The 13,566-nt window shown below is 35.8% G+C and carries 12 protein-coding genes; 2 read left to right on the forward strand and 10 right to left on the reverse strand.

The window, feature by feature from the left end; genetic code table 11:
• Positions 1-230: 230 nt before the first annotated feature.
• The 7 genes from ABS911_RS01260 to ABS911_RS01290 form a co-directional block, all read right to left on the reverse strand.
• Positions 231-890: a CBS domain-containing protein gene (locus tag ABS911_RS01260; protein ID WP_350465910.1), complete on the reverse strand. Its 660-nt coding sequence runs from the start codon at positions 888-890 to the stop codon at positions 231-233.
• Between the two features lie 3 nt (positions 891-893).
• Positions 894-1,598, reverse strand: coding sequence for an ABC transporter ATP-binding protein (locus ABS911_RS01265; RefSeq protein ID WP_350465911.1), 705 nt, complete (start codon positions 1,596-1,598; stop codon positions 894-896).
• 2 nt (positions 1,599-1,600) lie between these two features.
• Positions 1,601-2,374 (reverse strand): ABC transporter ATP-binding protein, encoded by a 774-nt coding sequence (locus ABS911_RS01270; protein WP_350465912.1) that lies wholly within the window; start codon positions 2,372-2,374, stop codon positions 1,601-1,603.
• The gene (locus ABS911_RS01275) at positions 2,371-3,345 is read right to left on the reverse strand and encodes a branched-chain amino acid ABC transporter permease (RefSeq protein WP_350465913.1); all 975 of its coding nucleotides are present in this window, start codon (positions 3,343-3,345) and stop codon (positions 2,371-2,373) included. The genes ABS911_RS01270 and ABS911_RS01275 overlap by 4 nt, the downstream gene beginning before the upstream one ends.
• A 9-nt stretch (positions 3,346-3,354) precedes the next feature.
• Entirely contained in the window at positions 3,355-4,233 is an 879-nt protein-coding gene (locus ABS911_RS01280; protein ID WP_350465914.1) for a branched-chain amino acid ABC transporter permease, read from the reverse strand.
• 78 nt (positions 4,234-4,311) lie between these two features.
• A complete protein-coding gene (locus ABS911_RS01285; RefSeq protein WP_350465915.1) occupies positions 4,312-5,457 on the reverse strand; it encodes an ABC transporter substrate-binding protein in 1,146 nt (381 codons plus the stop codon).
• A gap of 463 nt (positions 5,458-5,920) precedes the next feature.
• Positions 5,921-6,880, reverse strand: a complete 960-nt coding sequence (locus ABS911_RS01290) for an aromatic acid exporter family protein (RefSeq protein ID WP_350465916.1) — start codon at positions 6,878-6,880, stop codon at positions 5,921-5,923.
• A gap of 157 nt (positions 6,881-7,037) precedes the next feature.
• On the opposite strand from ABS911_RS01290, the gene ABS911_RS01295 reads away from it, so the two are divergent.
• Complete coding sequence (locus ABS911_RS01295) at positions 7,038-7,541, forward strand: FUSC family protein (RefSeq protein ID WP_350465918.1); 504 nt, start codon at positions 7,038-7,040, stop codon at positions 7,539-7,541.
• Between the two features lie 454 nt (positions 7,542-7,995).
• Here the strand turns inward: ABS911_RS01295 and ABS911_RS01300 are convergent, their stop codons facing one another.
• Positions 7,996-11,307, reverse strand: a complete 3,312-nt coding sequence (locus tag ABS911_RS01300; RefSeq protein WP_350465919.1) for an FtsX-like permease family protein — start codon at positions 11,305-11,307, stop codon at positions 7,996-7,998.
• Between the two features lie 13 nt (positions 11,308-11,320).
• Positions 11,321-12,022, reverse strand: a complete 702-nt coding sequence (locus ABS911_RS01305; protein WP_350465920.1) for an ABC transporter ATP-binding protein — start codon at positions 12,020-12,022, stop codon at positions 11,321-11,323.
• Between the two features lie 319 nt (positions 12,023-12,341).
• Here ABS911_RS01305 and ABS911_RS01310 point away from each other — a divergent pair, with 319 nt between their 5' ends.
• On the forward strand, positions 12,342-13,061 hold the full coding sequence (locus ABS911_RS01310; RefSeq protein ID WP_350465921.1) for a MerR family transcriptional regulator: 720 nt from the start codon (positions 12,342-12,344) through the stop codon (positions 13,059-13,061).
• Positions 13,062-13,183: 122 nt separating this feature from the next.
• Here the strand turns inward: ABS911_RS01310 and ABS911_RS01315 are convergent.
• A partial coding sequence (locus ABS911_RS01315) for an IS3 family transposase (RefSeq protein WP_350465922.1) occupies positions 13,184-13,566 on the reverse strand: 383 nt, incomplete at its 5' end.

Consider the following 13,566-nt stretch of genomic DNA (forward strand, 5'->3'; position numbering starts at 1 on the left):
AATGATTTGTTTCTCTCATCTTTTATGTATAGAAAAATCACCTATTTAATTACTATACCCGAAAGACACTTTTTAGGATAGTAGATTTTCATTAGGTTTGGATCCTAATCCTGAATCAATGTCTTACCATTATTCTAGCACTACTAAAAATCAAACTGCCCTCAAAAATTAGCACTAATTTTTGAGGGCAGTTTGATTTTTCTCTAAATTTATTTTAGTGCTAATTTTTTTTATTCAGTCTTTTTACCTTCTTTATAAAGCGCTGAACTAACAGTATATCCACTAGTTGTTAGAATTTCTTTTATTGCATTTACATCGGGACTATCCATTTGAATGATGACTTGGGTAAAATGATCTTTTCGATAAACAGCAATTTGATCAATACTGATTTTAACTTCCGCTAAAATATTGGTAATGTCTTCAAGAATTCCTGGATGGTCTTCCGGAATATCAATTACAATGCGGCTACCTTTATTGTTGTACCCCATAATATCAATAAAAGCCCTAAAGATATCTTTATCCGTGATGATACCTACAATTTCATTTCCTTCTTTTACTACCGGCAATACACCTACTTCTTGGTCACGCATACGAGATGCAGCTTCTTCTAATAAATCATCTGCCTTAATGGTTAAAACTTTTTTCTGCATAATGTCGCCAACTTTAGTTTTAGTCAGTAAGTAATTCATTTCATGAATACTTAAACTTGTCGCTGTAGAAGGAGAATTTTCTTGGATGATTTCTTGTGTAACCAAACCAACCATTCGTCCATTTTTTACTACGGGCAACCGATGAAAGTCATTTTCTTTCATAATATCAAGCGCTTCTAAGACTTTTGTTTCTTCCGAAACAGTTACAACAGTTGATGTCATATAACTTTTTACGTCCATTTCTTAACCTCCCAAATAAGCTTTTTGCACTTCATCACTCGCTAATAGCTCTTTTCCCGTACCGGTTTGTACAACTTTTCCTGTTTCTAATACATATCCACGATGAGCAATTTCTAGAGCAACTTTTGCATTCTGTTCAATCAATAACACCGTTGTTCCCTGTTTGTTGATCATTTGAATGATATTAAAAATTTCTTTAATGAAAAGAGGGGCTAATCCCATTGAAGGTTCATCCAACAACAATAATTTTGGTCTAGACATCAATGCTCGTCCCATGGCAACCATTTGCTGTTCTCCACCAGAAAGAGTTGCTGTATCTTGTTTTTTTCGTTCTTCTAAAACTGGAAAACGATCAAACACCATTTTTAAATCTTTTTGAATCTCACTTTTATCTTTTCTAAGAAAAGCTCCCATCTCTAAGTTTTCCATTACAGTCATCCCTTTAAAGACATGCCTTCCTTCTGGAACTTGAGAGATACCCAACTGAACGATTTTGCGCGTTGAGTCTTTTTGTATCGGACGATCGTTGAAAAAAATTTCACCTGATTTTGGACGATGCAAGCCAGAAATAGCTTTTAAAACCGTCGATTTTCCAGCACCATTAGCACCAATCAGCGAAACAATTTCACCTTCGTTAACTTCAAAGCTGATTTCTTTAGTGGCTTGAATGACACCATAATAAACGGATAGATCTTTTACTTTTAACATGTCTACTCACCACCTAAATATGCTTTGATAACGGCTTCGTTGGTCTTGATTTCCTCAGGCGTTCCATGAGCGATCATTCTGCCGTATTCTAATACGTAAATCCGTTCACATACATCCATTACTAAAGACATATCGTGTTCAATCAATAAAATTGTGATCTTGAAATCTTTTTGGATTTGGCGAATCAAAGAAGTTAAATTAGCCGTTTCTTGTGGGTTCATTCCAGCAGCTGGTTCATCTAAAAATAAAATTTTGGGTTTAGTAGCTAGTGCTCGAACGATTTCTAATCTCCGCTGTTCTCCATAAGGTAAATTCTTTGCTAATTCCTCTACTTTCATTTCTAGATTAAACAGCGCTAATAGTTCGATAGCTTCATTGCGCATTTTTTCTTCTGCTGTGTAATAAGCTGGCGTTCTAAAAATACTAGCTACAGTGCCAACTTTATTTTTTTCATGCATACCGATCAAAACATTATCTAATACGGTTAGATCTTTAAACAACCGAATATTTTGAAACGTCCTACCTAAACCCATAGATGTGATGGTATAGGTTTTTTGTTTGATCAAAGAAGTTTTTTTGCCGTCTACCTCCAGGTCAATTACCCCTTCAGTTGGTTCATAAACTCCTGTTAACAAGTTAAAAAGGGTCGTTTTTCCTGCCCCGTTTGGACCAATTAATCCGACAAGTTCATTGTCTTCCAATTGCATGTTTACCATAGAGACAGCAGACAACCCACCAAAGTTTTTAGTTAGTTGTTTAACTTCTAATAAGCTCATTCTGCTCCCCCCTCTTTCACAGAATTTTTTTTGTTTTTACGGTCTAATAGACCAGAAATGGTAAATTCTTTCGTTCCTAATAAGCCTGAAGGTCTAAATACCATAATTGCAACTAGAGCAATTGAATAGATGATCATTCTTAACTGTCCAAAAGGCTGTAAGTAGATATTGAGTATCCCTAATACAATAGCTGCCACAACACTCCCTGTCATACTACCTAATCCGCCAAAAACAACAATAATCAAAATATCAACAGATTTCATAAAAGTAAAATCGGCTGGCCGGATAACACTAAAATAAGAAGCGTGCAATCCACCTGCTATTGCCGCTGAAGCTGCACCTAAAACAAAAGCAATAATTTTATATTTTGTCGTATTGATTCCCATTGATTCTGCTGCAATTTCATCTTCACGGATAGAAATCGTTGCTCGTCCTGGACTGCTTTTGATGTAATTCATGATCACAATCAAAGAAATCACAATAAAAGCAAAGGTTATCTGCCAATTTGCAATAAAAGGAATCCCGCTTAATCCAGCGGCTCCATTTGTAAGATCATTCATATTCAAAATCACGATTCGAATGATTTCAGCTACCCCTAAAGTAGCTATCGCTAAATAATCTCCTTTTAATCGTAATGTGGGAATCCCTACTAATAAAGCCACAAGACTGGCTATGGCGATTCCTAATAGAATCCCTCCCATAAGACCTAACATAGTAGGGTATTTGATGCTGACGATTCCGGTACAATAAGCACCAATAGCCATAAAACCTGCATGTCCTAATGAAAACTGACCTGAAAACCCAATGATCAAATTTAAACCAGTCGCTAAAATCACATTGATCAAGATAGTCATTAAAGTGATTTCATAAAAAGCATTGATAATACCGGTTGATGTGCCTATTTGAATAATAATATAGACGGCTGCAATAAAAATGAGCCAACCGAGATTTTTCTTATTGAATTGTTTCATTTTTATCACCTACACTTTCTCTTTTACATTTTTGCCAAGCAATCCGGAAGGTTTAAAGATAAGGATTACAATCAAAATCAAGTAAACTACTGCATCTTTGATCAATGATCCGCCATATCCGCTAACCAATGTTTCAATGATCCCAATTGCAAATCCACCGAACATAGCTCCTGGTATGATGCCAATTCCGCCTAATACAGCAGCAATAAAGGCTTTTAAGCCTGGTGCATACCCCATCATCGGTTCAATTGAATTGTAATACAATCCCACTAAAACTCCGGCTGCTCCAGCTAATGATGACCCTAGTGCAAAAGTAAACGAAATCACATTATCGACATTAATTCCCATTAAACGAGCAGCATCTGCATCTGTACTAACAGCACGCATAGCTTTTCCCATTTTCGTTTTTTGAACTATGAGCTGTAATGCCAACATCAAAATAATCGTTGTGGCAAAAATCATGACTTGTGTCTGACTGACTTGTAATCCGAAAAATTCATATACCTTATTTTGAATGACTTGTGGAAAAGCTCTCGTTTCTGAACCCACTAAGTAGATCATGCCATTTTGCAATAAATAAGACATCCCAATTGCAGTGATCAAAGCAGCAACACGAGTAGCATTGCGCAAAGGTTTATATGCAATTCGTTCAATTGCTACTCCCAAAATGGCACAAAATACCATAGAAAGGATCAATGCTGGGAAAAAACTAAAATTGAAAGAATTGATTGCTGTATACCCAACAAATGCACCAACCATATAAATATCTCCATGAGCAAAGTTAATCAATTTAATAATGCCATAAACCATGGTATATCCTAATGCAATCAAGGCGTAAATACTTCCTAAAGAAAGTCCGTTAATCAGTTGTTGTAAAAATGCTTCCATAATATGGCACCTCTTTTCATTTTAAATGCTAAAAGGTGCTAAGCAAAACTCGCTTTGCACCTTTTAATTTGATTTTTTTTAGGGTGTAACTTCAGTATTTCCTACTTCGACACCATCTTGTAATTCAATAACTAAAGTTGATTTTACAGGATTATGGTCTTCGTCAAATGTAAAGGTACCCGTAACACCATCAAATTCACTCATCTCTTCAAGTGCAGTGGTGATTGCTTCTGGAGTTGCTTCCCCAGCTTCTTCAATTGCTTGAGCTACAAGGTAAGCCGTATCGTATGCAAGTGCTGCAAACATATCTGGTTCTGCATCGTATTCAGCTTGGTAAGCTTCAATAAATTCTTTTACTTGAGCGTCCTCACTGTTTGGTGAGTAATGTGCTGAATAATAAACATTATCGACATTCTCTGTTCCAGCTAATTCAAGTAATGCTTGGTTCCCAAATCCATCTGCACCTAATATAGGCTGAGTGATTCCCATTTCACGAGCTTGCTTGATGATCAAACCAGCTTGGTTATAATAACCAGGCAAGTAGATAAAATCAAAATCAAGATCTTTGATACGAGTTAAAATAGCGTTAAAATCGGTATCATCTGCAGTAAAGTTTTCTTCTGCTACGATTTCACCATCAAAAGCACCTTCAAAAGCTTTTGTTAAGCCTAAAGCGTAATCGCTTGAGCTATCGCCAATGATCACAGCTTTCTCAGCTCCTAGCTCACTTGTTGCAAATTCTGCTAAAGCAATTCCTTGGAAAGAATCTTGAAACGATGTACGGAAAATATTTGGTTGAACTTTGCCACTCTCATCAATCGTCAAACTATCATCTGTACCAGAAGGAGTAACTAAACTAACACCAGCTCTTGTTACAGCAGGAGTTGAAGCTTTAACCGCTCCAGTCGTTGCTGGTCCCACAATTACAACTGCTTCATCTTGAGTTGCTAATTTTGTTGCGATACTAGCAGCTTCTGTATTATCTGATTTTGTATCGTATTCAATTAAATTAATTTGTTTATTTAATACGCCACCATTTTCATTCATCTCTTTAATTGCTAAGTTGACAGCATTTGCTTCAGCCGTCCCATAAGCTGAGACTTCTCCAGTTTTTTCAAACATCGAACCAATTGTAATCTCATCTGCGCTACTTCCGCTCCCGGTGCCACATGCTGTTGCCAATAACGAAAGAGACGCAATTCCCGCTACAAATCTTTTTTTCATATTCTTTTCCCCCAATTTACGCAGTTGCGTTAGTTAATTTAAAAGACTTAATGATGGTTTCTTTTATTAGAATATACTAACAATAAGATGTATTAAGGATTAGTATAGAATATTCTGAATATTTAATCAATAGAAATTTAAACTATTTTTTTATTTGTAGTTTATCATTAGATTGAACGGTTTAATCTAATTTTAAAAACCTACTATCGAAAGGTTCTGTACAATTCCATACTATCTAATACATTCAACTAAACTAACATCATAATGATATTTATTATTTCCTAATAAAATGATCTTTCTTAAAAAAGTGATGGTTTGGACAGTCCTGTTGTATAACCAACATACAACAAATAAAAAAGAAACCACAAGTACATCAGAAAAGACTAGAAGTTTCATCTTTTTTGAGTTAATTGTGGTCTCTTAAGTTAGTAAGCTTACTAAAAAGAGGTTAACCGTTGTTTCTTCACTTTTTTTGCTGTTCAAAAAAATCTTTTTTGATTTGGATGAACCGTGTAAAATCATTTAAAAGAATAAATAGAGCTGCGCGATTCTCAAACTCTTCTCTTGTTGAAGGCAAATTACTATTTCTAAAATCATTTAACATGGATTGAATATCTTTTGTTAAGTCTACCACTGGATTGCTTTCATGCAGCTGGTTAGCCGTTTGATGAAACAAACGCGCTAAAATCATATTTTGCTTTGTTGGTAAAGAACAGACACTTAGATCTATCGACATTTCTGCTAATACTTTAACTTGCTGTTGACGCATGTCAAAGTACTGAATCATATAGTCCTCATTTTGACTGAACAACTGGTTATTGGACTCTGTATAAGCCATTTTTTCTGCTTTTTTTAATTCCATGTGAAGTTCTTTTAATAAAAGTTCTACTCTTTCGTTGGTGTGGCCTTCCCTTAATATCGAATCAAAACTCATTAAAACTTGCTTCATCTTTTCTTCAATTTCATCTCTTAACTGCATTAATTGAGTTTCTTTTGAAGGCATATACAAATTAAATAAAATAGCGATTCCTGCCCCTATGATCATCAATGACAACTCATTTGCAAGCCATCCAATAGAGGTACTTTGTTCCAGTAATAAATGAGAAACAAGTACAGAACATGGAGCTATCCCTACCTCTACCTTGAATTTATAGGCTAAAGGGATATAGATGAGGAGATACAAGCCAAATACAATAGTGCTGAAGCCAAGTAATTGAAAAAGTACTGTTGCTACCCCTAATGCTAAAATCGTAGACCCTACTCGTTGAAGAGCAGTGGTAACAGAGGATTTTTTTGTATCTAATACGCTTAAAATTGCTACAACTCCGGCTGACACACTATATTCTAGTTGAAGTGCCTGAGCTATCAAAATCGCAATTGTCGTTGCTAACGCTATTTTTATTGCTCGTAACGAGACGGTCATACTGACACTCCTTTAATATAAAATCTACTTTTATTTTACCTCACTTATTTAAAATCTGAAAACTTTTCTTTGTATTTCATTCGTTTATCCTTATTATTAATAGTATACTGCACTAATAGATTAGTATAATGATTTTTAAAGGAAGCGATGAGTACAGATGGAGATTGGCAATTATCGAATAGGTATGCGTACACTGAAAACAGGTTTAGCTGTTGCAGCTTGTATTCTTTTGTTTCATGTACTTGATAGAGAACCTCCAATGATTGCTGCATTGGCAGCTGTTTTTGGTTTACGAGAAGATTGGCAAACCAGTTTAAAGTTCGGGAAAACTAGAATATTTGGGAATTCTATTGGAGCTATTTTTGCTGCATGTTTAGTTTTGTTACAGCAATTCATCGGATGGCAATTTTTTATTGAATTGATTGGTGTCCCACTTGGTGTCATTTTGATTATTGTATTCTGCGATCGAATAAACTACAATGCTGGAATCATAGGAGCAAGTGCTGCATTTCTAATCATTTACTTTAGTATACCAACTGATGAAACTGTTTTGTATGCTTTAGCAAGGGTTTTGGATACTTTTATTGGAACCTTCATTGCCATTATAGTTAATCGTCTAATACCTGGCGGGCCCAAGCCAGCTGATAAGCTGCAAGCCTGAAGCTTAAATTTACTTAATCTTGAAAAGTTGAAGAGGAGTCTGGTCTAGATGACTAGGTTCCTCTTCAACTTTTTTATTACTGACTCTACTCAACATTCCTTACCTTTTCTTGCTAGCAAATGTCCGGTAAACTAGCTCTACTAAACATTCCTTCTCTTTTCTCACTAACAAATGTCCGATAGAATAGCTCTACTCGACATTCCTTCTCTTTTCTCACTAACAAATATCCGGTAGAATTGCTCTACTCGTCATTCCTAACTCATTTGCAGGTATATTTAGAAGCGGGCCACTCTTTAAAAGAAAATTCATTATAGAAAACTTTTCGGTCCCGAAAAGTCTCCGATTCTAAATCATTAAATTAATACAAAAAAACTAAAGCATCCCACTCTTGAATTAACGAGCAAGAAGCTTTAGTTTTTTTACAGAGCTAATTAGTGAACTCCGCATCCTTTTTTTAATCTACTGATTTTAGGGCTTCGATCATATCGACTTTTTTGAGTTTGTAATGCATCGCGATCATAACGATTCCGGAGAATATCAGAGTAATGATTCCTGAGTAAAGATAACTTAGTGGTTGAATGGTTGGACTAAACATTAAGAGATCGACTTCTGCAGTATCTAATACAAAACTGTGCAGCAAGACTCCTAAAAATGAGCCTACAACAATTCCCATTAAAGTAAGAATAATATTCTCCCGATAAATATACATAGTAACTTCTTTATCGAAAAATCCTAAAACTTTGATGGTTGATAATTCTCGCTCGCGTTCAGAAACATTGATATTGGTTAAGTTGTACAACACTACAAAAGCCAATAAACCAGCTGAAATAATCAATACAAGTGTAACGATTCCTAAACTACCCATCGTTTCTTCAAATGATTTACTAACATCGCTAACAAAATTAACTGATAGTACACTTGGCTGCTCAGTTAGAGAAGAACCTAAAGTTTCTTCATCAATATTTCCGTCACTATAATTCAATAGTTCTGTTGTATACTCTGGTGCTTTTCCAAAGGTCGTTTCAAAATAATCTTTATTCATATACACATAATGACCAGTGTAGTTTTCCACAATTTCATTTATAACGACTTCTACATCATTATTGTCTGAATCAGTTAAAGTCAAGGTATCTCCTTTTTCGACGTCTATTAAATCAGCTAACTTTTCACTGATAATAGTCCCATCTTCAGGTAAGGAATAGGTTTGACCAGAAGAACGGTCATTTAGGAGAACATAATTTTCAAGGTTTTCAGTCGTTTCAGGTACAAATACCGTTACGGTTTGTGTATTGACACCTTCCACATCAACTGTGTAACTTTCTTGACTAACTTTTAAAGATTCTTGAACAGCAGGTTCTTTTGCTAATTCTTCATCATATTCATCTTTTTCAGCATCACTCGAATCCGTATTTAAGGCAACAATTGCATCGTATTTCATAATCTTGCCATATTGAAGACCAGCTACATCTGAAATTGAATCTGATATACCGAATCCAGTTAAAATTAATGCCGTACATCCTGCGACTCCAAGAACCGTCATCAACATACGTTGTTTGTAACGAAAAAGATTCCGAGCGGTTACTTTCTGGATAAAACCAAATTTGGACCAAATAAATGGCATGCGTTCTAACAAAATTCGCTTCCCAATTTTAGGTGCTTTTGGACGCATCAATGTAGATGGTGTACTCTGTAAAGCCACTCTTACTGCAAGATACGCGGACATCACTGTACATAGTAATGCCACTGCAAAGGAAATTACTCCATAACTGATGTAATACGTTATTCTAACAGGTGGTAAATTGTACATTGACCCATAAGCATTAAAGATGACATTAGGGAATAATTGGTACCCAATAGCTAAACCAATGATAGTTCCCAGAATACTGGCCACTGAAGCATAAACTAAAAATTTCTTAGAAATATCCAGATTTGAATACCCTAGTGCTTTTAAGGTTCCGATCTGTAATCGTTCTTCTTCTACCATACGAGTCATAGTGGTTAAACAAACTAGTGCAGCAATTAGGAAAAAGAAAACTGGAAATACTTGTGCAATTGCTGAGATGCGGTCTGCATTGTCGCTAAACTCGCTGTATCCTGGATTTGTTGAACGATCCAGCACATAATATTCAGGCATCTCTAATTCTTCCAATTCTTTTTTAGCATCTGCTAGCTCTGCTTCGCCATCTGAAATTTGCTTTTCAGCAGCTGCTGACTCTTTTTCAAATTCAGCTAATGCAGTTTCATAATCAGCTCGCCCGGATTCTAATTTTTCAAGAGCTGTAGCTAATTCAGCCTCGCCATTCGCTTTTTCTTGATTTAATTGCTCTTGAGCATCTGTTAGCTGAGCTTCCCCATTAGCAAGCGTTGTTTTTGCAGCTTCGATTTCAGCAAATCCTTGAGCAAGATTTTGCTCATTAGCTGTTATTTCAGCATCTGCTGCACTTAATTGTGCCCTTGTTTCTTCAAGATTAGTGGCCACTCCTTCTATTGCTGCTGAAACCGTGCTATTTGGAACAACTCCGGCAAAGTAACCTGTAAAGGTTTCTCCAAGTGAAGGATCAACAACAGTGGCTGCTTGAGTGATGCTCGTTTGAGTTTCAACCGGCACACTTTCAATTGGAACAGCTAAAACAGCTCTAGCATTTCCAATAAATGTTTCTCCATTAGCTAAATTTTGTTCTGCAGTTGCTTTTTGGGCTTCAAAATTATTTCGGGCATCAATGAGCTGGATTTGTGTTGCTTGCAAATTCGCTTCATTTGTAGCTAATTCTGCTTTTCCCGTTTCTAATTCTTGACGCTTTTGATTAATAGTAGCTTGAGCATTAGCTAGTTGAGTTTCTAACGTAGCTAATCCTTCGTTGTAATCTACTTGTCCTTGATCCAATGTAGATTTGGCATCTTCTAACTGTTTTTGACCATCAGCTAATTGTTTTTTAGCATCATCAATTTCAGCTTGACCCTCATCGATTTCAATTTGTGCCTCTGAACGAATTTCAGCTAATCGTTCTTCTGGCCTTTTTTCAACCAATTTTTCGATTTGATCCATTTGCTTCTCAACGGCATCTTCATACTCTGTGGAATAAGAAACCAGTGAATCGTTCTTTTCAAAAGATAAATACGCTTCTGTATAAAATTCTGATGTAAAATCTTCTTCAGGAATAATAGCAAATCCATCTACTGTTCCTTTACCAACCGTACTTGGTCCTCTTGAAGAATTTTCAATGTATTGTGATGTATCCACAAAACCAACCACTTCAAATGTTGTCGTTGCAAAAGTATCTTCTAAATTGGTGTCTTCACTTTCTGATGAAAGAGTAACTGTATCACCGATAGTGTAAGCATCCGTCATTTTACTGTTATTGTCTAACGCAATTTCACCAGCTTTTTCTGGCAAACGACCTGAAGCTACAACATAGTTATTTTGGCTAACTTTTTCATTTAAAGAATAAGACATGACTTTAGTAACCAAACTGCTATCCTTTAAAATTACATCTTGACTGTAGCTCATGGTCACATCTGCACCTTCAATGCTTTCCAATAGTGTTTGGTCATCATCGTTAAGCCCGTAAGTAGATAACACTTTGGTATCCATTAGATTTGTCTCTTTATAATAATGATCCGCGGTATCGATCATATCCGGTCCGGTTGCTTTAATTCCGGCAAAAAAAGCTACCCCTAGTGTAATAATTGCAAAGATAGATAAAAATCGTGTTTTCGATTTCCCCATCTCTTTAACTATATCTTTCCACAGTGCTTTCTTCTTCAATTTTCTCCACCCCTTACCATTCGATATCAGCTACGGACATAGGGTTGTCATTCATGGTCACACTACGTACTTTTGCATTGTTTATTTCAATCATTCGATTAGCCATTGGAGCTATTGCTTTATTATGTGTAATGACAATAACTGTTGTCCCTGTTTTTTTACAGGTATCTTGCAAAATTTTTAATACTTGTTTCCCAGTTTCATAATCTAAAGCTCCAGTTGGTTCATCACATAAAAGAAGTTTGGGTTGTTTAGCTAAAGCTCTAGCAATGGCTACTCGTTGTTGTTCCCCACCTGATAGTTGTGCTGGAAAATTATCTAACCTATGGCCTAAACCAACATCTTCTAACACTTTTTTGGCATCCAATGCTTTGCTGGAAATCTCAGATGCCAACTCCACATTTTCAATAGCTGTCAAATTTGGCACTAAGTTATAAAATTGAAAAACAAATCCTACATCGTCTCGACGGTATTGCGTAAGTTGTTTTGTACTAAACTTGGCAATGTCTGTGCCGTCAACAAGGATCTGACCTTCATCTGCCGTATCCATTCCACCTAAAATATTCAGAACTGTTGATTTTCCTGCACCACTTGGTCCAACAATGACTGCAAATTCTCCTTGTTCAATTTCAAAAGAGATGCCATCATTTGCGGCAATAACTGTTTCACCCATTTTATAGCGTTTAAATTCATTTTTTATCTCTACAAAAGACATTTTTGCACCTTCATTTCTCAAGAATTTCACTTTACAAGTGTCATATGAAGCAATTAAAAAATAATTACTACAAACACTCAATTCATACAATTTTACAGCAATTGATTGAAAATTACTAGAATAAATACCTTGAATAAAATGAGAGATGTGAATAGCATCTCTTCCCTCTTATTGTGCCTACTCAACTGTTTCATCTTTTCTTTTTAAAACGCTTGACCTTTACGCTACGTAAAGGTTTACAATCAATATAGATAAAGGAAGGCAGAAAGGAGGGCATGAAATGGAATACACAGTAGATGCTTTGAGTCGACTTGCTTGAGTGAGCAAAGGAACCCTTCGGTATTATGATGAAATTGGATTATTAGCACCTAAACGAAAAAGTTCTAACGGTTACCGCATTTATGGTGCAGAAGAAGTTGATAAGCTCCAGCAAATTTTATTCTATCGCAATTTAGATATGCCATTAGACACGATCAAGCAAGTGTTAACAGATAGTCATTTTGATAGTGAAAAAGCTTTACTAGAGCATCGCCAGCATTTATTAGTCAAAAAAGCACAAGTAGATCAATTACTCGAAACACTGGATAAAACTTTAGCAAATAAGAAAGGAGAATTCCAAATGTCTGATAAAGAAAAATTTGAAGGCTTCAAAAAAGAACTGCTCGCTAATAATGAAACACAATACGGTTCTGAGATCCGTGAAAAACATGGTTCTGAAACGATTGAAAAAGCAAACCAGAAGTTTGCTGGACTAAGTCCTGAAGACTACACGAACATGCAAGATCTATCGGCTAAAATAATTAAAGGTTTAAAACTAGCTATGCAAAAAGAAGACTCGACTAGTAAGGAAGCTATTCAACTAGCACAGCTTCATAAGGAGTGGTTGATGTTCACTTGGCCAAGTTATTCAAAAGAAGCTCATCAAGGATTAGCACAAATGTATGTAGATGACCCCAGATTCACCCGCTTTTATGATGAGTCTGCAGGTACTGGAGCAGCCAAATTTTTACGCGATGCTATTTTCAACTTTTTGAACTAACAACCGTTTAGTCAAGTTCAACTATCTCCATTTTAAAAGATTTATTAGGATATATTACAAAAAAGACGCTCATCCATTTTTTAAAATGGACCCTATGTCAAAGACATTTAAAAAAAGAGACCTTATGCAATACCTGATAAAAATTGTTCCCTGTAATGAACAGGGGGCAATTTTTTTAGGTTCCATTGCCCACGTTCATTATTATAATAGTCAATGTAATCACTCACAGTTGCTCGCAATTCTTCTAGGTTCGTACAATTTTCATAGTTCATTTCATCCTTCAAATGTCCGAAGAATGACTCTTGGGGAGCGTTATCCCAACAGTTACCTCTTCTGGACATGGACTGCCCTAAATGATTCTCTATCAACTTCTTATGAAATTTAGGACTAGTGTAATGTACGCCTTGATCTGAATGGATAAAAGCATCTTTATGTAACGTTGCACCGTGGGCGCTCATTAAAGCATCTACGGTGTTTAGCGAAATATCAAGTTTTAGATTATCAG

The sequence above is a fragment of the Carnobacterium sp. genome, from assembly GCF_040274425.1.